The following is a 23772-nucleotide window of genomic DNA, read 5'->3' as shown; positions in this document are numbered from 1 at the left end:
CACGTCGAGCTTGAGTGCAGGAATACCGAGAATCGGCTTCTTGTGCGTTGTTCGCCGCTCGGGTCGTGATTTCCAAGCGCTCGGAAGCGACGCGTTCCGCGAGCGACACCGCGCGAATCGGAGGGGATCATGCCAACCGGACGTACCGCCGAACGACCGGCGGTCGACGTGGCAGCGAGCGAGGCACACGCGTCTGCCGCCACGCTGCACCTGGATCGGATTCGGTGGAATGTGGACGCGGCGCTGGGGCAGTTCATGGATGCGCAGGCGGGACAGGCGGCCGATGAATGCCTGCCTCCCCTGATCGAGGTGATTCGCGGTTTCGTCAGCGGCGGCAAGCGGCTTCGTCCGTTGTTCTGCGTATGCGGCTGGGTGGCAGCAGGAGGTGATGTCGCCGCACCGGCCGTGTTCCGAGTGGGTGCGGCGTTGGAGTTGTTCCACGCGTTCGCCCTGATCCACGACGACGTGATGGACGCGTCGGCGTACCGTCGCGGAGCCCCGACCGTTCACCGACTGCTCGCGCAGAGGGTCGAAGAGCGCCACGGTGTGGCCACCGCGGAACGCTTCGGTGAGAGCGCTGCGATCCTGGTCGGTGACATCTGTCTGGTGTGGTCGGACGAACTGCTGCACGACTCCGGTGTCTCCCCGGAACGGCTCAGCGGCTCCCGTCTGTTTCTCAATGCCATGCGCACCGAGATCATGGCCGGTCAGTACCTCGATGTGGAGACAGGCGAGTCCGGCCCGTCCGATGAGCTCGACCGCGCGTGGCGCGTCATCCGGCACAAGACGGCTGCCTACACGGTCACGCGTCCGTTGCAGATCGGTGCCGCGTTGGCCGGGGCCGAGGAATCGTTGTTGCAGGCCTGCGATGCGTACGGTTCTCCGCTCGGCGAGGCGTTCCAGCTTCGTGACGACCTGCTCGGCGTCTTCGGGAATCCGTCCGTGACGGGTAAGTCCGATCTCGAAGATTTGCGGGACGGCAAGCGCACCGTACTCGTGACGTTGGCCCGGCAGCAGGCCACGCCGGGGCAGGGTGCCGCTCTCGATGAGCTGTACGGCAACCCCGAGCTGGGCGAGGAGGGAGCTGATCGGCTGCGCGAGATCATCAGGCAGACAGGTGCCGAGGACGTGGTCGAGAACATGATCCGTGTTCGACGTGACCGTGCCCTTGGCGCTCTGGAAAGAGCCCCCGTGACGGAGCCGGCTCGGCGCAGTCTGGCCGAGTTGGCTGAGACGGCGACCCGCCGCCAGCGCTGAAGACGGGTCGCCCGAATCCGCAGTGAACCGATATCCACTGGAAAGGAGAATACCGTGTCCAAGAGGAACTGTGACAACGACACGCTGGACACCATCAAGGATTTCATCGGCAACGTGGCCGACGATGCCAAGACGGCCTTCGACGAACTGCTCGATCGGGACGACACGGACTGTTTCGGTTCGGTGCAGCAGGGTGCGTCCGGCGCCGCGAGCGCGGCGGGCAGCGCGGCCGGGGCCGCGGGGAACGCCGCGAGCGCGGCGGGGGATTTGACCAAGCTGCCCGGCCAGGTCGCGGAGCTGACCGAGTCGGTCAGCTCGTTGGTCAAGGCCATGGAAAAGGTCCCCGGTCTCGGTGCCGCTGCGGGCGCTGCCGGACAGGCAGGCAGCGCGACGGGTGCGGCGAGCGGTCTGGCCGAATCGGCGGGGAAAGTAGCCGGCGGGCATTGAGGCGGTGCTCCGACTGGGAAGTCGGCGTGAGTCGCGCGGACCGGCCGGGACGATGCGATGCGTTCCGGCCGATGCCGGGGCGTTGTCCCAGGGAACTGGTGAGGAACACCGGATTTGAGTATTCACCGTCTTCGGCTTGTCTCCGAAGTTCTGGGCGGGCTTTTCGCGAACGAGGTGAGTCGGGCGTTCGGTGGGTCTCGTGGGGTCGACAGTGGTGCCGACTCGGTCGGGCGTGAGCAGCAGCGGGCGCGGGAGGTGCGTCGGGGGCTGGAAAGACTGGGTCCGTTCTACATCAAGGTGGGCCAGATCCTTTCGACACGTCCGGACATCGTGCCGCCCGCTGTGATCAGTGAACTGGAGAAACTTCACGACCGGGTGTCGTCCCTTCCGTTCAGCCATTTCGAACCCGTGCTCGAGGAGGAGTTGGGGCCGGACTGGAAGGAGCGGTTCCTGCACGTCGAGATGCTGGATCCGTTGGGTGTCGCTTCGCTGGCACAGGTGTATGCGGTCACTCTGCGGGACGGCCGTCCCGGCGTGATCAAGATTCAGCGTCCGGGTATCCGCGACACCGTTACCGAGGACATGCGGATGATGCGGCGGGCGGCCCGGATGTTCGGGCGCTGCGCTCCTCGGTTCAATGCCGTGGTGGACATCGAGGCGATGCTGGGCGTGCTGTTCGACGCCATGCGTCCGGAGCTCGACTTCACCGTCGAGGCTTCGCACATGGATCAGGCCAGAGAGGCGGTGAAAGGGTTTCGCACTCTGTCGGTGCCGGAGGTGGAGTTCTGCACTCCGCGTGTTCTGGTGCAGTCCCTGGCCCCGGGCAAGTCCATTGGCGGGATCGATCGGGCGGAGCTGCCGGAACGGGAGCGTCTGGCGATCGGGGAGGAGTTGCTGTCGTTCACCTATCGGGGCTTCTTCGTCGACCGCATGTTTCACGCCGACCCGCATCCGGGAAACATCTTCGTCCAACCGGGCGGTCAAGCGAGCCTGATCGACTGGGGCATGGTCGGTCGGGTCGATCGCCGCACCAGTATGATGATCATGCTCGTGCTGTTGAACATCGCGCAGAACGACGGGTACGGCACGGCCAAGGCGTGGATCGATCTCGGGTACGCGACTCCGTGGGCCGACGTCACGGCGTTCATGTCGGACATGTCGGCGCTCACCCCGAAGATCGCTTCTGCCTCGCTGGAGGAGCTGAATTTCGGTGTGACGTTGACGGCGGTGCTCGAGCGGTCCACCAAGCGCGGCATCAAGACCAATCCCGTCATTTCCGTGCTCGGTAAGGCTTTCGGAAACATCGAGGGGTCGGTGCGGTGCTTGGCTCCCGAGCTGTCGTTGACCGGTGTGTTTCAGGATCAGATGCAGCGCATCATGCTCGACCTGGTGGGCGAGCACTTCTCGCTGACGCAGGCCGCTCGGACGGTGACGGAGTTGATGCTCGGGGTCGGAGCCGCCCCCGAGCAAGCGCGCACCCTGGCCCGGGATCTGTCCAACCGGGATTTCGGTGTCAACATCGGTCAGGACCGTTCAGCCCGTTCCCGGCCGGATTCCTTGACCGCCGGGCTGCTGTCGTTGGGCGGTGCCGCGTTGTGGCTGCAGAACCGGCGAGGGAACCGGTCGTGATACGGCGCTTCTCGGGCCCGAACCGCTGGCCGGGTTCCCCGTGCCTAGCTGGGATCGAGCCGCACGTCCGAGAAGTTGCGGCGCAACAGGGTGATTCCGACGCCCAGTACCCACACCGTGGCCAGGCCCGAGAACGGCAGGAGCAGTTCGAAGGAACTCCCGGGGAGTCGCAGGAACAGCGCCGAACCGGCGAGGAACCATCCGACGGTGCCGACGATGCCCAACCAGGACAACACGCGCGGGTACTGCCTGCTCCGCAGCATCGCCAGGGCGTACACCGCCAGCGCCAGGCCCACGAGGGCTTGGGACAGGGTGGAGACGCCCCCGACGAGAATTTCCACGACGCGGTAGGCGGCTGTCGCCGCGTCCGGGTCGAGTTCACCGGAGGTCCACTGCTGCGCGAGCATTCCGCTGCTGAAACCGTCGTGCGCGTAGTTGACCGCGAACAGGACGGTCGCGACCACCAGCAGGGGCTCGGCCATCCGCGCAATCGACCTGCTGATCGGATCCCGCAGTGCGTGCCCGGCCGCCACGAAGGCCGCGGCCCAGCAGAGCATCCCGAAGACCCCGAGGAGCGCTGCGACGAACCACGGCTTCCCGTCGATGTAACCGAAAACCCCCAGCGGGTCGCCCCGGGGAATGTCCGCCCGCTGCTGAAGAAGCTGGCCGATGATCGTCAGGACGGTGCCGAGCAGTGCGAGGATTCCAGCCGACCTCGTCTGGAATCGATGTGCCCTGGCATCCAGCGTCACCCGTTCCGACATCCTCTCGACCACCTCTCCGAAACCCCCGTGCACGGACACGCACTGCTCTAAGGGTCACACCCGCCAGTACCGTCCACATCCGGGAAAGCCCTCGGTTCTGCACGATCCCGCCCTGATCGGCATCGCCGGTGCCCCGGGTCGTTTCGCCGGACTCGCCACAGTCGCCCGGCACGCTCGGCTCACTGTCCGGGAGCGGGGAAGTCGCCGCTCACGCCGATGGCCCGCATCGTGTGCGCGAGGTGTTCGTGCAGGCAGCGCTTGGCGTCGGCCGTGTCGCCGTCGCGGAGGGCCGTGGCCAGGCGGGTGTGCTGTTCGGTGACCACGGTGCGCCGTGGTGACTCGTGGGTGCGGGCGGTGGCGGTGATGCGCAGCTGTCGTTCGCGGAGCGCGCTGTATAGATCGGTCACCACCGGGCTGTCGGCCGCGGAGACGATGCGGGCGTGGAAGGCGCGGTCGGCTTCGTGCATCTCCGCGTCGGAGAGCCCGGCCGGGTCGCAGGCGGGGTGTTCGAGCAGTTCGGTTCCGATGCTGGTGAGCTGCTCGGCCGGTGCGGAGGCGAGTTTGTCGATCGCGAAGCTTTCCAGTGCCAGCCGGGCCTCCAGCAGGGAGCGCGCCTCGGCAGGGGTGATCGGGACGACGAGCGCGCCGCGTTTGGGGTAGAGCCGCAGGAATCCTTCGGCCTGCAGGTGCAGGAAGGCCTCCCGCACGGGGGTGCGCGACATTTCCAGGGCTTGGGCGATCTCACCTTCGGACAGCAGGTGCCCGTCCGGATAGCTACCGTCCAGCAGACCGGCTTTGACGTGTCGGTACGCGCGGTCGGCGGCGGGTTGGCTCGCCGCCGGTGGAGCTGAGCTGGTCAGGGCCGTTGATACCGAATCCGAGGGTGTTGTGTTCGACACGGTGTCATCCTACTTCCGCCCAACTTGTATTTAAGATGTATACAAGTTTGGAGGTGGGTGTGCGCGCCACGATCGATCAGTCGAATCCGTCCGAGACAACCCCCCGCGCGGAGTTTCCCGCACCACTGCGGCGCGCGTGGTTCGTGTGGTCGGTGGCAGCCGCCTGCTATTTCGTGGCGCTGTTCCACCGCTCCAGTCTGGCCGTGGCCGCCGACGCCGCCACCGAGAGGTTCTCCACGAGCCCGGCCACGCTGTCCGTGCTGTCGGCGCTGCAGCTGGCCGTCTACCTGGCGTTGCAGATCCCGGCCGGGGTGCTGGCCGACCGGATCGGGCCACGCCGCATGATCACCGCGGCGACGCTGGCGCTGGCGGTGGGGTCGGCGGTCTTCGCGGTCAGCGCCTCACTGCTGGGCGGCCTCGCCGGGCGGGCGCTGATCGGTTTCGGGGACGCGTTCCTGTTCACGAACGTGCTGCGGCTGGCGGCCCACTGGTTTTCCGCCGACCGCTTCGGCAGAGTGGCCGCTGTGACCGGCCTCGTCGGCGGGATCGGGCAGTTGGCCGCCACGGCTCCGCTGGGCACATCGCTGCGACTGTTCGGCTGGGTGGGGACGTTCTCGGGGGCGGCGGCGTTGACCGCGGTACTGGCGTTGTCGGCCTGGACGATGCTGCGTGACCGGCCCGAGGGTCCCGCCGAGCACGAGGCAGCGGAAACGACGGGGGCCGCTCCCCGCGAGGGCGTGTCCGAGTCACTGAAGGCGGTGGTGGCCCGCGGTGGAACCTGGCACTCCTTCTGGGTCCACTTCGTGATGATGGGCCAGTTCGTGGCGGTGACCGTGCTGTGGGGGCCGCCGTGGTTGATCGAGGCTCAGGGCTACGACTCCGCCGCCGCGAGCAGCTGGGTGCTGCTGTGCGTGGGAGGTTTCCTCGCCGGGTCGTGGCTGTGCGGGCAGTACGTGGCCGGACGCCCGCACCGCAGGCAGCGTTTCGCGCTCGGGCTGTCGACGGCGGTGGCCCTGGCGTGGGTGGTGATGATCGGCTGGCCCGGTGCGCTTCCCCCCGCGCTGTTGACGGTGCTGCTGTTGATCATCGGCGTGGCGGGGGGTTCGGCGATGCTGGCCTTCGACGGTGTCCGTGCCGCCAACGCCACCCACCGGTCCGGACTGGCCGTGGGGACGGCGAACATGGGCGGTTTCACGGCCGCTGTGCTGATCCAGCTCGCGGTGGGCGGGATCCTGCGGCTCGCCGCCGAGATGCCCGCCGGCCCGTCCTACAGGTTGGCGTATCTACCGGTGCTGGTTCTGGTGGTGATCGGCACACTGGCTCAGTTGCGGCAGCGGCGGCTGATGCGGCGGGAGCACCCCGCCGCCCGAGCCACGGCGAGGTGAGCCCGCCACCGTGATGGGGCGGTGTTCCGGTCACGGGACCCGTCCCACCCCCACGTAGCCGTACCGGCAGCTGCGCTGGTATTCGTCCAGGGCCTGCTGTCCGGGACTCCAGTCCGGGTAGTGCACGATGCCCGGTTCCACGAGCTCGGTGCCGGAGAACCACCCCGCCACTTCGTCGTAGCTGCGCAGTACGAGCTGCTCATCGGCGTGCTCGTAGGAGGCCACGACCTGGTCGATCTCGGTCTGCAGGTCGGGGGGAAGGCCGTCGTCGCTGGCCTGGGACAACGCCAGGTAGCTGCCGGAGGTCAGCTGGGAGCGGTAGGTGGCCACGAGCTCACCCGGTTTGTCGCGGGGGCCTATGAACAGCAGCACCCCGACGATCAGCAGCCCCACCGGCCGGGAGAAGTCCAGCAGTTCGACGGTTTCGGGATGGTTCAGCACCGAGTCCGGGTCCCGCAGATCCGCTTTGATGATCGTGACGTTCGGATTGTCGGCCAACTCGGCGCGCGAGGTGTTGTAGGCGATCGTTTCGTAGTCCACATAGACCACCCGCGCCCCGGGGTTGTGCTGTTCCGCGATCTCGTGGACGTTGCCGACCGTGGGGATCCCCGACCCCAGGTCCAGGAACTGGTCGATACCCGCCGAGGCCATGTACTGCACGGCGCACCGCAGGAACGAGCGGTTCAGCTGCGCCCCCAGCGACCACCGTGGCGCGCTGGAACGGATCCGTTCGGCCAGTTCCCTGTCCGTGGCCGTGTTGTGACTGCCCCCGAGGAACACGTCGTACAGCCGTGCCGAGTTCGGACGGTCCACGTTCAGCTCGCGAGCGCTGTTGTCCATGGTCTCCCCGTGTCACGTGATGCGTGCGATCTTGACGGTGGACACCCTACGTACCGGTTGTGTCGCTGAACAGTAGTGATCTCGCGGATCCGCCCGGCGCCGGAGGCACGGGCCCGTGCTGTGGCGGGCCGGCGCCCCCGCCCGCGGTCAGGAGGAGCGCACCGCCAGCGCCAGCAACGTCGCCGCTGTTCCGGTCAGCTGGTGACCCGCCCGCCACACGGCACGCAGCGGCCGGCTCAGGTCCAGCCCCTCGACGGCGACGGGAACGAGGCGTTTCCGCACCAGATCGGTGTCCACGGCCAGTCGGCTCAACACCGCCGGTCCCGCCCCGGCGACCACGGCGTTGCGCACCGCCGTGGTCGAGTGCAGCTCCAGCAGCGGGGCCACCGGTTCGACCCCGACCGATCCGAGCGCGCGGTAGAGGGTCTCCCGGGTTCCGGATCCGCGTTCGCGCAGGATCAACGGGGTGGCTGCCAGTTCCTCGCCGCGCAGCGGAAAGCGCCGGTGCGCCCACGGGTGGTCGACAGGTGCGATGACGAGCACGGTGTCGGTGGTGACCTGACGGCTGGCCACGCCCTCCGGAGGAGTGGGGGTTTCGACGAAGCCGAGGTCGGTGTGGCCGTGCCGCACGTGCTCGGCCACCGTCAGTGAATTGGTCACCTCCAGCTCCACGCGGATGTCGGTGGTTTCGCGCAGGGCACCGATCCAGCTCGGCGCGAGGTACTCGGCGACGGTCATGCTGGCTGCCACTCTCAACCGCGAGTCGTGCTGGGCGCGCAGTGCGCGCGCCCCGTCGAGCAGCCCGTCGAGCCGGGCCAGGAGTTGCTGGGCCCACTCGTCGATGAGCTCCCCGGCAGGGGTGAGGTGACACCCCTGCCGGGAGCGGGCCACCAGGGTCAGGCCCAGCTGCCGTTCCAGGCCGGTCAGTCTCTTGCTCGCCGAGGGCTGGCTGATCCCGAGTTCGACGGCCGCCGCGCCGATGCTGCCGAGCCTGCCCACCAGCACCAGCACGCGCAGCGACTCGGGATCCGGGGAGGACATGCGGCGAGTTTATGCCGCAGACCCCGCCCGCCCTCCGCGGGAGGGGGCGCCTGCCCCGGGGACATTCCGTTCGGCTATGACGACCTGCTCGGATCGGGACTAGGCGCGGTGTGCGGTGGCGGCCACGCTGCCGGTTGTGCGAACGATGTCGGTGGGTTTCCGGAACGCGGCCGCTCGAGCGTTTCCCGGGACGGTGTTGGCCGGGGCGGCTACCGCGGTCGCCCTGGCGGTGTCGGCCCTTCTTCCGGGTCTGGGGGCGTTGACCGTGGCGGTGTTGTGCGGGCTCGTGGTCGGCAACGTCTTCCGGTTGTCCGCAGGCCTCCGCCTCGGCCTGGCGCGGGTGCTGCGTGTGGCGCTGCGGCTGGGGGTGGTGCTGCTCGGGCTGCGGTTGGCTGCCGGGGAGCTGCTGTCCCTCGGGGCGGGCACCTTGGTGGCGGTGCTGCTGGTGGTGCTGGTGACGTTCTTCGGGACGGTGCTCCTGGCCGGAGCGCTCGGAACGTCCGGCGGGTTGGGGATGCTGGTGGCCACCGGTTTCGCGGTCTGCGGGGCCTCGGCGATCGCTGCGATGGAAAGCGTCGTCGACCGCGAGGACGAGGACGTGGCCACCGCTGTGGCGATGGTGACGCTCTACGGAACGGCCGCCATGGTCGCGCTCCCGCTGGTGGGCGATGCGTTGGGGCTGTCGGCCCCGGCACTGGGACGCATCGCCGGTGGCAGTGTGCACGAGGTGGGCCAAGTGGTCGCCGCGGCTTCCCCGGCGGGATCCGCGGCCGTGGCGGTAGCGGTGACGGTCAAACTCGCTCGCGTGGTGCTGCTCGCGCCCCTGGTGACAGCGGTGGGCTTGGTCCGGCGCAGCCGGTCCGGCGCGCAGGGCGCGACCAAACCGCCGTTGATTCCGCTGTTCGTGCTCGGGTTTCTGTTCGCGGTGCTGGTCCGCAGCTGTGGGGTGCTTCCCGAACCGGTGCTGGACGGGGCACGGCAGTTGACCACCGTGTTGCTGACGGGAGCCCTGTTCGCGCTCGGCACATCGGTACGGCTGAGCGAGCTGATCCGCACCGGGCCGCGTGCCCTGCTGCTGGGACTGGGGTCGACAGCGCTGGTCACGATCACCACCGTGGCTGCCATGGCCGCGCTGACCTGACCGTGACGGGCGAGTTCGACACTTCCTCCGCGGCTGCCCGACACGCTGAGCCACGCTGCTGGAGACTCCTGGGACCTTCGAGCACCCTGGCGAGTCAACGACAACACCGGACGCGGCGTTTTCCCGCCGCAGCGGCCACGAGTGCCCCGTGCGGAGGCGGCGGAACGGGCCCGTTCGCCCCAGCCGAAGGGGAAGAACGGGCACTGGGGGACACGCGTGCGGCGCTCTAACCTCAGCCGGAAAGCGTTTTCTGTCTCGCTGAGGAAAGAGCCGACGTTGATATCTCGCGTTTCGTTACACATCCGGAAACATCTGTACGCGGCGGGGGTGTGCGCGCTGACCGTGCTCGGCACGGCGCTGATCGCCCCCGCCTCCCACGCCGAGGTGCCCATCCCCGGAGCGCAGGGCGAGCAGGCGGTCGGGTCCACCATCACCGTCGAAGGCACGATGGACGGTGAACTCACCCGGTACTACGGGGAGGGCGATCTCGGCGGCGGGGGCCAGGACGAGGGCCAGCCACCGATCTTCGAACTCGCCGACGGTGCCACGTTGGAGAACGTGATCATCGGCGCGCCGGCCGCCGACGGCATCCACTGCGAAGGGTCGTGCACACTGCGCAACGTGTGGTGGGAGGACGTCGGCGAGGACGCCGCGACGTTCGACGCCGACAGCGCCTCGGCGACGATGACCGTGGAAGGAGGCGGCGCGCAGCTCGCCGAGGACAAGGTGTTCCAGGCCAACGGGGCCGGGACCATGACGATCAGCGGTTTCCAGGTCGAGGACTTCGGCAAGCTGTACCGGTCCTGCGGAAACTGCAGTGACCAGACCGACCGTCACGTGGTCATCGAGAACGTCACCGCCACCGCCCCCGGGCTCACCCTGGCCGGGATCAACACCAACTACGGAGACACCGCCGAGTTCTCCGACGTCACGGTCGTCGGCGACTCCGAGATGGAGATCTGCGGCTGGTACGAGGGCAACGAGGACAGCGGGGAACCCGAGAAGGTCGGCAGCGGCCCCAGTGACAACTGCCGCTACGACAGCTCGGACATCACCTTCGAATGACACCGAACCGCTGGCCACGCGCCCCGGTGGTGGGCACATCGCCGCCGGGGCGCGTTCGGCGGCACCCCGGTGCGGTGCCCGAACGGACCGCCGGGGCGACGGCAGCCACGTGACGTGGCACGGCGGACCACCGTAGGTTGGGCCGATGACCCATCCGGTGACACAGCACCACGAAACCGGTGTGCTCGATGTGGGACAGGGCCATCGCCTCTACTGGGAGACGTGCGGCAACCCGAACGGCAAACCCGCGGTCGTGCTGCACGGCGGCCCCGGTTCGGGAGCCCCGGCCTCCTGGCGCCGGTTCTTCGACCCCGAGCTGTACCGCGTGGTGCTGTTCGACCAGCGCGGGTGCGGGCGCAGCACCCCCACGCCGGCGACGACGTCGCCGCGTTGGACCACAACACCACACAACACCTGCTCGCGGACATGGAGCTGCTGCGGCAGCATCTCGGCATCGAGCGCTGGCTGCTTTTCGGTGCCTCCTGGGGCAGCACTCTGGGGTTGGCGTACGCCGTGCAGCACCCGGAGCGGGTCAGTGAGCTCGTGCTGTGGGCGGTGGTGACCACGCGCGCCTACGAGATCGAGTGGCTGACGCGCACGATGGGTCACGTCCACCCCCACGAACACGCGGAACTGCTCGCCGCTCTGCCCGAGCAGTGGCGCGAGGGCAGCATTCCCGCCGCGTTCAACGCGCTCGTGCGTTCGCCCGACCCGGATGTGCACGGGCCAGCCGCCGAGGCGTGGTGCGCCTGGGAGGATCGGCTGGCGACGCTCAGCGGCCCGGTCGAGCGCGCTGCCCGCTTCGCCGATCCACGGTTCCGGCTCGGGTTCACCCGGCTGGTGACCCACTACTTCGCCAACCACGGTTTCCTGCCCGACCACGGGATCGTCGGGCGGCTCGAGCGCATCGCCGACATCCCGGCGACGCTGCTTCGTGGTCGGCTCGACGTCGCCTCGCCGTTGAGCGCGGTCGTCGACGTCGCGGACAATCTCCCGCGTGCCGCGCTGCACATCGTCGAGGCCGATGCGCACGGCGCCGGGGACGACACCGTGCGGCGGCTGGTCGACGCGCTCGAGGCAGCGGCAGCGCGCCCGCCCGGTTGAGGTCAACCGGGGGCGGTGGCCTCGGTGTCGGACGAGTGCGGGGGATCGAACCACTTCGGGACCGGTTGTGCGGTCCAGGCGCGCATCTTCCCCAGCAGCCGTTCGGGATCGGCCTCGGCCAGCACGAGATCACGGTGGGGCTGGCGCAGGAACTGTTCGTCGACGGCGTGGTCGAGGAACGCAAGCAGGGAGTCGTAGAACCCGCCCGAGTTGAGCAGCCCGGTGGGCTTGGTGTGCAGCGGCTGGGGCGAGGTGCCCTGGACGCTCTCCGCCTCGGAAAACCGTTTGAGGTTCCCTTCGGCGCTCCCGTAGGTTGCCTGCGGCCCATCTCAGTGAGGACAGAGGACAAAACCGCGTGACCCCGCCTGATCTCCAGAGCTGACACCTTCTTCCGCTCACCTTCAAGCCGACCCTCCTGTCGGCTTCTGCCGGGCTGTCCATGCGCGCCCGGTCATACAGCGTTCGAGGCCGCGTGCGATCGGCCTCGTGTCAGGTCTCTGGAGAGCTCATGCCTTCACAACCTCATACCGTGCTGTCCTGGGTCGTTCGTCGGACCAGGCTGCCTCTGCTGTCGTTGCGGTGCGTGGACTGCCGGTCGAAGTCGGCCACCACCGGCGAGGGCAGGTTCCGCGTCAACGCCAACGGCAAGCTGCTGGACGTGTGGCTGCTGGTCCGCTGCGTGTCCTGCGGCCGGACGAGCAAGCTCACCGTGCACGAGCGAGCGTCGGTCAGGTCCTTCGGTCGGGCCGAGCTCGACGGCTACCGCGTCAACGAACGGCTACCGCGTCAACGATCCGGAACTGGTGGCGTCCGAGCTGTTGGATCCGCTGCTCGCCCGGCGCAACCGCGTCGCCCTGGACTGGGAGGGGAGCTGGCGGCTGGACACCCCGTCGGCCTGGCTCGACGAGACGTGGCCGGTCCAGGTGGAGGTCGTCTTCGACGATCCGGTGCCGGTGCGCCCGGAACGGCTCATCGCCCACGGGCTCGGCCTCAGCAGGAACGAGGTGCTGCGCCGGATCAAGTGCGACATTCCGCTGCGCCGTCCGACGAGTACCGGGTTCACCTTCACTGTGCTGGCCGGGAAGTAGCGGGAAGGTAGCCGCGGCGCGCGTGCCCTCGAGTGCCCGCGCGAAACACACCTCGCCCGGGGCGGCTCCAGCAGCATGAAGTCGTGGACGGCCGGATGGACACCCTGACAGTCGCCGTGTGCCGGTTCGACCGGAGCCGTATCACGTGAGCGGGCGCGGGCGTGGCGGACCTGTTCGGGTGTCATGGCCGGTGGCCGGCCGAGTCGGACACCGTTTGCGCGGGGTGTGGCGAGACCTTCGCCCGGAGTCTGGCAACGAGGGGTGCTGTCGGTCGTCAGTGGCCGACTGGTGTGGGTGCGCGCCGGTCGTCTGGGTGCGGGGTGCTACGGGTGCGTGTGGTCAGCTTGATGAGGGGCAGCAGGGCCACGGCGAGAACGCCTCCGACCAGGGACAGCAGGGTGTAGCTTCCGGCGGCCACGATCACGCCGGAGGCCAGCCCGCCGCCGGCTCCGGCAACGGCGATGGTGACGTCGACCAGGCCTTGGGTTTTGGCGCGGGTGGCCGGCGAGGTGTTGTCGGTGATGATCGCGGTGCCGCTGACCAGTCCGAGACTCCATCCCAGCCCCAGCAGTCCGAGCGCTATCGCCAGCAGCGCGACCGACTGTGCTGGGGCGAAGGCGGCCACCAGTCCCGCCGCCAGCAGGGTGAGGCCGGAGGCAGCCGCGATGGGCGTCCGGCCGTAGCGGTCGACGAGGAGACCGCTCAGCGGGGACGGCAGGTACATCGAGGCGATGTGCACGGCGATGACGGCTCCGGCCGCGCCGACGGAGTGTCCGTGGTGCTGCATGTGGATCGGGGTCATCGTCATGATCGCGACCATGACGAGTTGGGCCAGGACCATGACCGCGGCCCCGAGCAGCACAAGGCGCCTGTTGTCGGCCGAGGAGTTCGGGGCCGCGGTGCTGCTCCCCGGTCGGGGTGTGTCCGGGTCGTCCAGGGTGCGCGCCGTGAGCAGGGGGTCGGGGCGCAGCAACGACCACAGCACGATTCCGGCGGCGCCGTAGGCGACGGCGGCCAGCAGGAAGGGTCCGGCCAGCGGCGGGATGTTCCAGGCCCGGGCCAGCGTGCCCAGCGGGGTGACCAGGTTGGGGCCGAGGACGGCGCCGAGGGTGGTGGCCACCAGCACGGTGCTCAGAGCGCGAGCGCGGTGCGCGGGTGTGGCCAGGTCGGCGCCGGAGTAGCGGGCTTGCAGGTTGGTGGCGGTGCCGGAGCCGTAGATGATCAGGGCGATGAACAGCAGCGCGACGTTGTCGATGGTGGCGGCGATCACGACACCGAGAGCCCCCAGCGCCCCGGCGGCATAGCCGGCCGCGAGGCCCGTGCGGCGTCCCCGGCGTTGGGAGGTGCGTCCGATCAGGGCGGCCGCTGCGGCCGATCCGGCGGTGAACAGGGCGCTGGGCAGGCCGGACAGGCCCGTGGTGTCGAGCATGTCCTCGGCCAGCAGGGCGCCGACGGTGATGCCTGCGGCCAGCCCGGCGCCACTGAGGATCTGTGCGGCGACGAGGACGGTCAGGATGCGTCGTTGGGCAGGGTGCAGCGCGGGCGCGGGCGCGGTGGTCATCACGGTTCCTTCGGGGGAAGTGGTGGGTCAAGCAGTGGTGATGGGCAGGCCGTCGCGGCGCCATTCGAGGATGCCGTCCTCCAGCAGCGCGGCGTCGCGTCCGCCGGCCCGCAGCAGCCGCACCGCGTCGTAGGAGAGCACGCAGTAGCGCCCACGGCAGTAGGCGACGACGTCGGTCTCGGGCGGGATCTCGGCCAACCGGTCGGCCAGCTGGTCCAGGGGGATGGAGACCGCGCCGGGTACGTGCCCGGCCGCGTACTCCTCGGCGGGACGCACGTCCAGCACCAGCGCCCGGCCCTCACCGGCGGCGTTCAGGAGTTCCTCGCGGCCGACCAGCCGGATGTCCTCGGCGTCGAGGTGGGCACGGCGAACGGTTTCCACTTCGGCGCGGTGGGCGTCGGCGACCCGGCACAGCACCGACAGCAGCCCGGCCACGTCGGCGCCGGCCAGCTGGTACAGCACGCTCGTTCCCCGTCTGCGCGTGGTCACGAGTCCGGCTTCGTGCAGCACCTGCAGGTGGGCCGAGGCGGTGCTCAGCTTCAGCTCCACCGTCCGGGCCAGCTCTCGGACGGGGCGTTCGCCCTGGGCCAGCAGTTCCAGCAGTTCCAGGCGCTTGCCGTGCGCCAAGGCCTTACCAGTGCCGGCGACGGCGTCGTACAGATCAGTCTTGTCCACGGCCACGAGGCCATTGTTCCATATTTCCGTGGAACAATGGAGACATGTCCGCCAGCCTGAACCGTGACCAGCAGCACCACTGGCAGTCGGTCCACACCGCGAACCCGGAGATGTACGGTTGGCAGCCCTCCGCTCCCGCCCAGCACGCCGCCGCGGTCTTCCGCGCCGCAGGTGCGGGCTCGGTCCTGGAACTCGGGGCCGGCCACGGCCGCGATGCGATGCACTTCGCCCGTGAGGGCTTCGTCGTGCACGCCGCGGACTTCAGCACCACCGGGCTGGACCAGCTCCGCACCCAGGCCACCTGCGAGGGACGTGCCGAGCAGGTGCACACCACCGCGCACGACGCCCGCGAGCCACTTCCCTTCCCCGAGGCCTGTCTGGACGGGGTGTTCGCGCACATGTTGCTGTGCATGGCGCTGTCCACTGACGAGATCCACGCCCTGACGACCGAGATCGCTCGCGTGCTACGGCCGGGCGGCGCCCTCGTCTACACCGTGCGCCACACCGGCGATGCCCACTACGGCACCGGCACCGCCCACGGCGACGACATCTACGAACACGGCGGCTTCGCCGTGCACTTCTTCTCCCGCGCCCTGGTCGACGACCTCGCCGACGGCTGGCACCTGCACGAGGTGCAGCCCTTCACCGAGGGCGAGCTACCGCGGCGGCTGTGGCGCATCACCCAGACCGTGCCGCGTTAGCCCCACTTCGCGAGGTCGCGCAACGCTCGGCAGCCGGTGCGCGCGTGCTCGGCCCCGACGGGGAATTCGCAGGTGCCTCACGGGGAGATGCGGGCCGGTGGATCCGGGGCCACGCGCCCGCGTCGCTCGGCCAGCCGCTCGAGCACGAGCTCGAGGTGGGCGGTGTTCCAGGTGATCACGGCACTTGTCACCAGCGAAGAGCTGGCCGCTGCTTCTTCGGCGTGTGCTGCCGGTGGGCAGTCGGGGAGGGGGGCGTTGGTTCGCGGGGTGGTCGTCGCGGTTGGAGCGGTCGTTTCCGGCACGTCCGCCTTGCCTGTGACGGGACGCACCACGGCCGGATGCCTGGGCTGCGCGGCGGCTGTGCGCACCGGATGTGCTGTTGCGCGGCCCGTCGGTTGCGGCCGCGTGCCACCGTGCTCCGATGAGACGAATTTCCTTCATTGTTAAACGCGGGCCCCGAAAGGGGTAGCATTGTCAACAATCGGCGTCTCGGTGGCGATGATCGAAAGGCCGTTGCGCACGCCCGTTCGGGCCGACATGCACGAAAGGGGTTGTCGGTGGCGCGTACCGTGAGTGCGAATGTCGTTGCTCCGGCACGCGTGGCCTCGCTCTTCGTGGCGCGCAGCGGTCGTCGGCCCACGAGACGTGGTTTTCCGTCGTGGGGACCTCGGGTACGTGGATCCGTGCGGTTGTCCGGGCAGGACGTCATGCCCGGGTGCCGTGCTCGTGGCCGCCGCGGCGTCGGATGCGGCGCGAAGACGTGGGGAACACGTCCTCGGCTCGGGCATCGGTGCACGAGACACCTCGCTCGGCCGGGCGATACGAGTGCACGCACAGCCGTCGCGCCGCAGCCGCCCCGCCCCGCGGCCCGGGGTGGGGACCTCGAATTGACGAGAGGGTGCGAGATGTTGGGAGTCGACGAACAGAACCAGGCCGGGGAGTTGGAGCCGGTCCAGCGGAAATCCACGGCGGCGATCGTGGCCGACCAACTGCGTTCGGCGATCATGTACGGATCGCTGGCACCGGGCAGCCAACTCGGGGAGGCCGATCTCGCTGCCCAACTCGGTGTCAGCCGTGGGCCTCTGCGGGAAGCGATGCAACGGCTCGTGCAGGAGGGTTTGCTGCAGAGCGAACCCCACCGGGGTCTGTTCGTGACCACGATGGAACCCGAGGACGTTCACGACGTCTACGTGGCGCGGCTGGCGGTGGAACGCACCGCTTGCGAGCAGATAGTGCGACATCACCGGGTGGACGCGGTGGCCGAACTGACCGCCGCGCACGCCAAGATGGTCGCTGCCGTGGCCAAGGACGACAGTGCGGGGCTCACCGAGGCCGACCAGGAGTTCCACGAGACCTTGGTGGCGGCTTCCCGCAGTCCTCGACTGCAGCGGATGGCCCAGACGCTGCTGGTGGAGAAACGCATGTGTCTGGGAGCCCTCGTCGACACCTACCCGGCTGACACGCAGGCACTGGTGGACGAGCACAAGGGGTTGGTGGACGCGATCGAGGCGGGAGACGAGCAGCTTGTGCTGAGCCGCTTGGAAGCGCACATGAACGACGCCTTGGAACGGCTGACGTCCTCGCTGGAGGAGTAGACCACCGCGCACCCGGGACGGGCTCGAACCGGCCCGGGTGCGGTGGCACGTCCCCGGGCGGTCACAGACCGCCGACGGCCACGTACTTGGTCTCCAGGTACTCGTCGATGCCGACCTTGCCGCCTTCCCGTCCGATTCCGGAGTGCTTGACCCCTCCGAAGGGGGCGGCCGCGTTGGACACCACCCCCTGGTTGAGCCCCACCATCCCCGCCTGCAGGGTTTCGCTGATCCGCAGCGCGCGCTGCACATCCCGGGTGTAGACGTAGCTGACCAGGCCGAACTCGGTGTCGTTGGCCGCGGCTGTGGCCTCGTGCTCCTCGGTGAAGGTGGTGATCGGTGCCACGGGCCCGAAAATCTCCTCCCGGGTCATCCGGGCTGAGGAGGGCACCCCGGTCAGCACCGTCGGCAGGTAGTAGTGGCCCTGCCCGTCGCCCCGGCTCCCTCCGGTTTCCACCCGCGCACCCTTGGCGACCGCGTCGTCGACGAGTTCGACGACCTTGTCGAGCTGGCCCGCGTCGATCAGCGGCCCCACCTCGATCCCGTCGTCGACTCCGCGGCCCACGTGCAGCGCCTCCATGCGCTCGGTGAGCTTGCGGGTGAACTCCTCGGCGACGCTGTCGTGCACGTAGAACCGGTTGGCCGCGGTGCAGGCTTCGCCGACGTTGCGCATCTTGGCCAGCATGGCCCCGTCGACGGCGGCGTCCACATCGGCGTCGTCGAACACGAGGAAGGGCGCGTTGCCGCCGAGCTCCATGGACACGTTCAGCACCTGCCCGGCCGACTGCTCGATCAGCTTGCGTCCCACGGGCGTCGATCCGGTGAAGGTCAGTTTGCGGGCCCGACCGTCCTCGATCATCGGGCGCATCACCGAGCCGGCGCCGTGGGCGGTGACGATGTTGAGCACCCCGTCGGGCAGGCCGGCCTCGGTGAGGATGTCGCCGAGGGCCAGCATCGTCAGCGGTGTCTGGTGGGCCGGTTTCATCACCATGGTGCAGCCCGCGGCCACGGCGGGACCTATCTTGCGGGTTCCCATGGCCATCGGGAAGTTCCACGGGGTGACCATCAGCGCGGGACCGACCGGCTGGCGCAGCACCAGCACCCGCCCCCTGCCGTTCGGTGAGACCGTGTAGTCACCGTCGATGCGGACGGCCTCCTCGGCGAACCAGCGGAAGAACTCGGCCGCGTAGGTGATCTCGGCGCGGGACTCGGCCAGCGGTTTGCCCATTTCGAGGGTCATCAACAGCGCCAGGTCCTCGTGCCTGGAGGTGATCGTTTCGAAGGCCCGCCGCAGGATCTCGCCGCGTTCCCGCGGGGGATGTGCGGCCCAGGAGCTCTGGGCCCTGTCTGCGGCGGCCAGCGCCTCCAGCGCGTCGTCGGAGGTGGCGTCGGCCACCGAGCACAGGGTCGTCGTGGTCGACGGGTCCTCGACCGGAAACGTGCCGCCGCCGGTGGCGGGGCGCCATTTGCCGTCGACGAGGAGCTGCTTGGCAACGTCGTCCACGACGGTGCTTTCCCGCGGATCGCTCGGCTGGTCGTTGACGCTCATGGTTGCAGGATGCCCTTCGATGTCGGCGGCGAACAGGACCCGTCGACGATGATTCCATCCGCGGCGGCGCTCGCGGGGCAGCGCGGGCTTCGCGTGTTGTCGGTCGTTGTCGGTGTCCGACTCGCGCGCACGGGCGGACCCGGTGGGCACAGGGTAGCCACCCACCGGTCGGGTGACCGGGGTCGAAGGGGGATCAGGGGGCGGATAGATTACCGGCCATGAGCGATTGGTCGGCGAATCAGCCGAACCGGCGTGGCGCCACGGGCCGTGGCCGGCGGGGAAACGGTTACGACTACTATCACCGCGACCCGCGGTCGTCCGACCGGGCCCCCTCCCAGCGGGAGCAGCCCGGCACCGGGCCCGGCGCGGCGGGCCCGGGCACTCCGCGGAAGAAGAAGAAACGCTGGGGCCGTCGTATCGGGATCACGCTGCTGGTGATACTGCTGTTGCTGGTGGGCCTCGTGGTCTACGTGGACAGTTCCCTGCAGCGCACCGGCGCTTTGGACGACTACCAGGGTCGGGTCGGCGACACTCCCGGGACCAACTGGCTGCTGGTGGGCTCCGACAGCAGACAGGGGCTGGACGAGTCCCGCCGGGAGGAACTGTCCGCCGGAGACGCCGGGGGCAGGCGCACGGACACCATGATGCTGCTGCACGTGCCCGCCGGCGGTGGTGATCCGTCGCTGATCAGCTTGCCCCGGGACTCCTCGGTGCCGATCCCGGGAAACGGGCGGAACAAGCTCAACGCGGCCTTCGCGATCGGGGGGCCGCAGCTGCTGGTGCGCACGGTGGAAAACGCCACCGGGGTGCACATGGACCACTACGCCGAGATCGGCCTGGGCGGGTTCGCCAGCCTGGTCGAAGCGGTCGGCGGGGTCGAGATGTGCCTGGACCAGCCGTTGAACGACCCCAAGGCGGGGATCGACCTGAAGCAGGGGTGCCAACAGCTCGACGGGCGGCAGGCTCTCGGTTTCGTGCGCAGCCGCGCCTACCCGGAGGGGGATCTGCAGCGGGTCGAGAACCAGCGCAAACTCCTCGGTGCCCTGATCGACAAGGCCACCAGCCCGACGACGCTGTTGAACCCGCTACGGACCTTCCCGTTGATCTCGGCGGCAGGTGACACCTTCCTGCTGGACAACGGCGACCACGTGTGGCACCTGACGGGGCTGGCCTGGTCGATGGGTGACATCTCGTCGGGCAACGGGATCACCGGCACCGTGCCCATCTCCGGTTTCGGCACGCTCAACGGCCAGTCCGTGGTCAAGTGGGACTCTGCACGGGCTTCCCGCCTGTTCGAGGCGATCGCCAACGACCGGCCGGTCCCCGAGGGAACCCTCGGCGGCTAGGGAAAACGTCCCGACGGCGGCCGCGGCGATCACGACCGTTCCGCGGCCGCCCGCTGCCGCGGAGTCCCAGCGGCGAACCGTTTCAACGCGGCCATCTTGCCGTTGAACAGGTTCTGGTCACCGGGGAAGGTGCCCCCGTTGTCGTGCTGCCACATCGTGTGCTGGGCCCACCCGGCGGGTAGTTGCCCCACCTCGGGACCGTAGCGGGCCACCCACAGCGGGTTGTTCTCCGCGAAACCGGTGTTCCCCCCGGTGCAGGTGTTCCACCAGTTCCTGGTGGTGTAGATGGCGGGGAAGCGGCCGGTCAACCCCCGGTAGGTGTCGCTGAACTCGGCGATCCACTGGCTCATCCTCGCCGGCCCCAGCCCGTAGCAGTCGTCGGGGCCGTAGGGGTTGTACTCGATGTCGAGCACCCCCGGCAGGGTGCGCCCGTCGGGCACCCAGCCGCCCCCGTGGTTCACGAAGAAACGGGCTTGCTCGGCGGCTCCGGACACATCGGGACGTCCGAAGTGGTAGGCCCCCCGCAGCATCCCCACCGCGCGTGCCCCGGAGGACTGTGCCCGGTAGGTGGAGCTGCGGAACCCGGTCCCCTCGGTGGCTTTGACATAGGCGAACCGGGCTCCGGAGCTCCACGCGCCGCGCCAGTCCACCTCTCCCTGGTGGCCGCTGACGTCCATGCCGTGCACGGACGGCCCGGGATCTCGGGGAGCGGGGGCGACACCGTCGGGGTGTGGCACGGCGGCGGCAGTGCTACCCAGCCCGGCCACGGCCAGCGCGAACGCGCCCGCCAGACGCGCGGCACCGGTCACACGGCCTCGGTGCTTCTCCCGGCGGGGGGAGCGAGGGGAGCTGAGGTCGATCACGGTGCTGAGCCTCCTCGCAATCGGGGACCCTGACTGTGCAAGAACGGTCACACAGCGTGTTGACCGGATCCGCGGTGGACACTACCGGATTTGTGCTGTGTCACGTGCAGCACGCGCCGGGCGGACCACGATTGGATATTCACAGTCGCCTCGGGTACCCATCGGGGGATGGCACAACGAGCGAACAACAATCGAGGCCCCGGCGGCGGGCGCGCGCAAGGCGCCCCTCCCGCCAAACGGACCGCCGAAGGGCTACGCGAACAACTACGGTCGATGCACGGCGCCAGCTACGGGCGCTACAAATCCCTGAGCGGGAACTGGTCGTTCGACGGCTTCACCCTGGACGTCCAAAAAGTCCAGCCGGACCCCTACGCGCCCGCCAGCCGGTGCGAAGTACGTGTCGACCCCGAACACGCGGGCTTTCCCGCGGACCTGTGGTCGAACCCGGTGCGGGCGCGCGGCCTGGCCGGGGTGCTGGTGCGCGCGGTGCACCGCGGGCTGCGGGACAGCAGGCTGGGCGTGGACGCGGGCAACCAGCAGGTGCTGGACCGGAGCTCGTGCCAGATCGTCGACGGAGCCGTGGTGCTGCGCCTGGGCATCGACATGCCGGGCAAGGGCCGCAGCATCGACGGCAAGCAGGCCGAGCAGGCGCTGTGCCGCGACCTGCCCTCCGCCGTCGAGAACGGGCTGCGCTGGAAAACGGCCGACCAGCAACGTGTGCGGGAGTTCGTCGACTCCATCGAGGACACCGACGCGCTGCGCAGGCAACTGCCCCAGCGGAACCTGGTGGCGTTCGTGGCCGACGGGGCGGTGCTGCCCCGACGCAGCGGCATCGACGACCGCCCCCTGCAACAGGCCGTGCCGTTCTCCTCACCCGACTCGCTGCGCGTCGAGTTCGACCTCCCCAACCGGGGACGCGTGGCCGGGATGGGCATCGCCGAGGGGATCAGCCTCATCGTCGGCGGTGGTTTCCACGGCAAGTCCACGCTGCTGCGCGCACTGGAACACGGCATCTACGACCACGTGCCCGGCGACGGCAGGGAACTGGTGGTCTGCCGCGAGGACACGGTCAAAGTGCGCGCCGAGGACGGCAGGCGAGTCAACCGGGTCGATGTCAGCCCGTTCGTCAGCCACCTGCCCACCGGCACCGACACCAGCGACTTCTCCACCGACAACGCCTCGGGGTCGACCTCGCAGGCCGCCTCGATCGTCGAAGCGGTCGAAGCCGGTTCCCGGGCGTTGCTGCTGGACGAGGACACCGCCGCCACCAACCTGATGATCCGTGACGCGCGGATGCAGGAACTGGTCGCCAAGGACTCCGAACCGCTGACCCCCTTCCTGGACCTGATCCGCCCGCTGCACGACAGGCACGGAGTGTCCACGGTGATGGTCATGGGCGGCTCCGGCGACTACATGGACGTGGCCGACCGGGTGCTGATGCTGGACTCCTACCGGTGCCACGAGGTCACCGAACGCGCCCGCGGCCTGGCCAGCACCCCCACCGGTCGGCACCGCGAAGCCGAAACCTTCCCCGCGGTGCGCTCGCGCATGCCCGACCCCCGTTCGATCGACACCGACCGCCCCAAAGTGCGCTCCCGCGGCACCGACGCCCTCACGCTCGGCCAGACCACCGTGGAACTGCGCGCCGTCGAACAACTCGTCGACCCCAGCCAGGTGACCGGTATCGGACTGGCGCTGGTCAACTGCGCCCGCTCGGGACTGCTCGACGGGAACCGCACCGTGCGCGAGGTGCTGGACGCCTTCGACGCGGAGGTGGCCAAGCGGGGGATCCACGCGGTCGACGACCGCTACGTCGGCGACTTCGCCGTCCCCCGCCGTTTCGAACTCGCCGCCGCCCTCAACCGGCTGCGCACCCTGCGGATCGGGGCCTTCAGGGACTGACGGGTCCACCCGCACGGGCACCGGAGGTCCTTTCGAGCCGCCCACGTCGTTTCGGGACGGGACCGGGTCGGGTATTCACTCGGGGGAGCGAAATCGTCCCGCTTCCGGACGAACGAACCCCGCCCCGCGCCGACGAACCGGGTAGGCACGGGGCTCAGCCGCCGGTCGGCCGAGCGGCTCGAGGAGACGACCATGCCAGAACGTGACACCCCCGCTCCCGAGGACAGCGTGTTCACCGACCGCGCTCACGCCGGACGTGTACTGGGCGAGGAGCTGTCCGGGCACCGGCTGGACAACCCGGTGGTGCTCGGGCTGGCGCGGGGCGGTGTCCCGGTGGCCGTGCAGGTGGCCGCCGCGCTGCGGGCCCCGGTGCGGACCAGCGTGGCCCGCAAGATCGGGGCCCCCGGCCAGCCGGAACTGGCCCTGGGCGCGGTGGCCGCCGAAGGCCCGGCCACCTACGACCAACGGCTGCTGCACGCCTTCGGTCTCGACGAGCAACAGCTGCACCAGCAGTGCGAACAGGAACGTTCCCACGCCCGGCAACAGGAACGGGACTACCAACAACTGCCCCCCGTGGAGCTGGGCGGGCGGGACGTGATCGTCGTCGACGACGGCCTGGCCACCGGGGCGACCGCCCGAGCCGCGATCCGCCGGGTTCGGCAGTCCGAGCCGCAACGTATCGTGTTGGCCGTGCCGGTCGGGGCGCCCGAGGCCGTCACCGCGTTGGGCGAGGAAGCCGACCTGGTGGTGTGCCCGCGACGTCCGGCCGCGTTCTCCGCCGTCGGCCAGTGGTACCGCGACTTCCGTCCCGTGGCCGACGACGAACTGCGCACACTGCTCGCCGAGTCCGCGGCGTGACGGGCGACCACCCCCACACATCCGGACCGGCATTGTCCATGATGGACGCCGAACCGCGTGGCTCC

General features: G+C 69.5%; 21 protein-coding genes and 2 pseudogenes. 13 read left to right on the top strand and 10 right to left on the bottom strand.

Annotated elements, in window-relative coordinates; all coding sequences use genetic code 11:
- Positions 1–129 precede the first annotated feature (129 nt).
- The 3 genes from FHR84_RS19750 (at position 130) to FHR84_RS19740 (ending at position 3333) form a co-directional block, all read left to right on the top strand.
- Positions 130–1257, top strand: a complete 1128-nt coding sequence (locus FHR84_RS19750) for a polyprenyl synthetase family protein (protein ID WP_179537027.1) — start codon at positions 130–132, stop codon at positions 1255–1257.
- Positions 1258–1311: 54 nt separating this feature from the next.
- Positions 1312–1704 carry a hypothetical protein gene (locus FHR84_RS19745; protein ID WP_179537026.1) on the top strand — a complete coding sequence of 131 codons (393 nt, stop codon included), beginning with the start codon at positions 1312–1314 and terminating at the stop codon, positions 1702–1704.
- A gap of 114 nt (positions 1705–1818) precedes the next feature.
- Positions 1819–3333 carry an ABC1 kinase family protein gene (locus FHR84_RS19740; RefSeq protein WP_179537025.1) on the top strand — a complete coding sequence of 505 codons (1515 nt, stop codon included), beginning with the start codon at positions 1819–1821 and terminating at the stop codon, positions 3331–3333.
- Positions 3334–3377: 44 nt separating this feature from the next.
- On the opposite strand, the gene FHR84_RS19735 is transcribed toward FHR84_RS19740, so the two are convergent.
- Complete coding sequence (locus FHR84_RS19735) at positions 3378–4097, bottom strand: DUF4386 family protein (RefSeq protein ID WP_179537024.1); 720 nt, start codon at positions 4095–4097, stop codon at positions 3378–3380.
- 179 nt (positions 4098–4276) lie between these two features.
- Positions 4277–4996 (bottom strand): FCD domain-containing protein, encoded by a 720-nt coding sequence (locus FHR84_RS19730; protein ID WP_179537023.1) that lies wholly within the window; start codon positions 4994–4996, stop codon positions 4277–4279.
- Between the two features lie 59 nt (positions 4997–5055).
- On the opposite strand from FHR84_RS19730, the gene FHR84_RS19725 reads away from it, so the two are divergent.
- Positions 5056–6381 (top strand): MFS transporter, encoded by a 1326-nt coding sequence (locus FHR84_RS19725; RefSeq protein ID WP_343075344.1) that lies wholly within the window; start codon positions 5056–5058, stop codon positions 6379–6381.
- A 30-nt stretch (positions 6382–6411) separates the two neighbouring features.
- On the opposite strand, the gene FHR84_RS19720 is transcribed toward FHR84_RS19725, so the two are convergent.
- On the bottom strand, positions 6412–7221 hold the full coding sequence (locus FHR84_RS19720; protein ID WP_179537022.1) for an SAM-dependent methyltransferase: 810 nt from the start codon (positions 7219–7221) through the stop codon (positions 6412–6414).
- A gap of 147 nt (positions 7222–7368) precedes the next feature.
- A complete protein-coding gene (locus FHR84_RS19715; RefSeq protein ID WP_179537021.1) occupies positions 7369–8262 on the bottom strand; it encodes a LysR family transcriptional regulator in 894 nt (297 codons plus the stop codon).
- A 145-nt stretch (positions 8263–8407) separates the two neighbouring features.
- Between FHR84_RS19715 and FHR84_RS19710 the strand changes: the two genes are divergently transcribed.
- The 3 genes and pseudogenes from FHR84_RS19710 to pip all read left to right on the top strand — a co-directional run bounded on the left by FHR84_RS19710 (position 8408) and on the right by pip (position 11572).
- On the top strand, positions 8408–9403 hold the full coding sequence (locus FHR84_RS19710) for a YeiH family protein (protein WP_179537050.1): 996 nt from the start codon (positions 8408–8410) through the stop codon (positions 9401–9403).
- A 276-nt stretch (positions 9404–9679) separates the two neighbouring features.
- Positions 9680–10468 carry a pectate lyase gene (locus tag FHR84_RS19705; RefSeq protein WP_246300810.1) on the top strand — a complete coding sequence of 263 codons (789 nt, stop codon included), beginning with the start codon at positions 9680–9682 and terminating at the stop codon, positions 10466–10468.
- Positions 10469–10613: 145 nt separating this feature from the next.
- Positions 10614–11572: pseudogene (pip, locus tag FHR84_RS19700) on the top strand (prolyl aminopeptidase).
- Positions 11573–11574: 2 nt separating this feature from the next.
- On the opposite strand, the gene FHR84_RS23010 reads toward pip, so the two are convergent.
- Positions 11575–11811, bottom strand: coding sequence for an LOG family protein (locus tag FHR84_RS23010; RefSeq protein ID WP_281361429.1), 237 nt, complete (start codon positions 11809–11811; stop codon positions 11575–11577).
- A 269-nt stretch (positions 11812–12080) separates the two neighbouring features.
- Here FHR84_RS23010 and FHR84_RS23395 point away from each other — a divergent pair.
- Positions 12081–12660, top strand: a pseudogene (locus FHR84_RS23395) (DUF1062 domain-containing protein).
- Between the two features lie 274 nt (positions 12661–12934).
- On the opposite strand, the gene FHR84_RS19685 reads toward FHR84_RS23395, so the two are convergent.
- Together FHR84_RS19685 and FHR84_RS19680 are read right to left on the bottom strand one after the other, a co-directional pair.
- Positions 12935–14221: an MFS transporter gene (locus tag FHR84_RS19685; RefSeq protein WP_179537020.1), complete on the bottom strand. Its 1287-nt coding sequence runs from the start codon at positions 14219–14221 to the stop codon at positions 12935–12937.
- A gap of 27 nt (positions 14222–14248) precedes the next feature.
- Positions 14249–14902, bottom strand: a complete 654-nt coding sequence (locus FHR84_RS19680; RefSeq protein WP_179537019.1) for a metalloregulator ArsR/SmtB family transcription factor — start codon at positions 14900–14902, stop codon at positions 14249–14251.
- A 38-nt stretch (positions 14903–14940) separates the two neighbouring features.
- Here FHR84_RS19680 and FHR84_RS19675 point away from each other — a divergent pair, with 38 nt between their 5' ends.
- Entirely contained in the window at positions 14941–15597 is a 657-nt protein-coding gene (locus FHR84_RS19675; protein WP_179537018.1) for a class I SAM-dependent methyltransferase, read from the top strand.
- Between the two features lie 77 nt (positions 15598–15674).
- On the opposite strand, the gene FHR84_RS23390 is transcribed toward FHR84_RS19675, so the two are convergent.
- Positions 15675–15965, bottom strand: coding sequence for a Tn3 family transposase (locus tag FHR84_RS23390; protein WP_179537017.1), 291 nt, complete (start codon positions 15963–15965; stop codon positions 15675–15677).
- Positions 15966–16502: 537 nt separating this feature from the next.
- Here FHR84_RS23390 and FHR84_RS19665 point away from each other — a divergent pair.
- Positions 16503–17192: a GntR family transcriptional regulator gene (locus FHR84_RS19665; protein WP_179537016.1), complete on the top strand. Its 690-nt coding sequence runs from the start codon at positions 16503–16505 to the stop codon at positions 17190–17192.
- 61 nt (positions 17193–17253) lie between these two features.
- On the opposite strand, the gene FHR84_RS19660 is transcribed toward FHR84_RS19665, so the two are convergent.
- Positions 17254–18738, bottom strand: coding sequence for an NAD-dependent succinate-semialdehyde dehydrogenase (locus FHR84_RS19660; RefSeq protein ID WP_179537015.1), 1485 nt, complete (start codon positions 18736–18738; stop codon positions 17254–17256).
- 218 nt (positions 18739–18956) lie between these two features.
- Between FHR84_RS19660 and FHR84_RS19655 the strand changes: the two genes are divergently transcribed.
- A complete protein-coding gene (locus tag FHR84_RS19655) occupies positions 18957–20084 on the top strand; it encodes an LCP family protein (RefSeq protein WP_179537014.1) in 1128 nt (375 codons plus the stop codon).
- Between the two features lie 29 nt (positions 20085–20113).
- Here the strand turns inward: FHR84_RS19655 and FHR84_RS19650 are convergent, their stop codons facing one another.
- Positions 20114–20893 carry a GH25 family lysozyme gene (locus FHR84_RS19650; RefSeq protein ID WP_179537013.1) on the bottom strand — a complete coding sequence of 260 codons (780 nt, stop codon included), beginning with the start codon at positions 20891–20893 and terminating at the stop codon, positions 20114–20116.
- 222 nt (positions 20894–21115) lie between these two features.
- On the opposite strand from FHR84_RS19650, the gene FHR84_RS19645 reads away from it, so the two are divergent.
- Together FHR84_RS19645 and FHR84_RS19640 are read left to right on the top strand one after the other, a co-directional pair.
- Positions 21116–22849 (top strand): ABC-ATPase domain-containing protein, encoded by a 1734-nt coding sequence (locus FHR84_RS19645; protein ID WP_179537012.1) that lies wholly within the window; start codon positions 21116–21118, stop codon positions 22847–22849.
- 192 nt (positions 22850–23041) lie between these two features.
- Positions 23042–23707 (top strand): phosphoribosyltransferase, encoded by a 666-nt coding sequence (locus FHR84_RS19640; RefSeq protein ID WP_179537011.1) that lies wholly within the window; start codon positions 23042–23044, stop codon positions 23705–23707.
- The last annotated feature ends 65 nt before the right edge of the window (positions 23708–23772 follow it).

The sequence above is a fragment of the Actinopolyspora biskrensis genome, assembly GCF_013408175.1.
Taxonomy (GTDB): Bacteria; Actinomycetota; Actinomycetes; order Mycobacteriales; family Pseudonocardiaceae; genus Actinopolyspora; species Actinopolyspora biskrensis.
The sequence above is the reverse complement of the archived record's forward strand: the minus strand, read 5'-3'. Positions and strand labels throughout refer to the sequence as shown.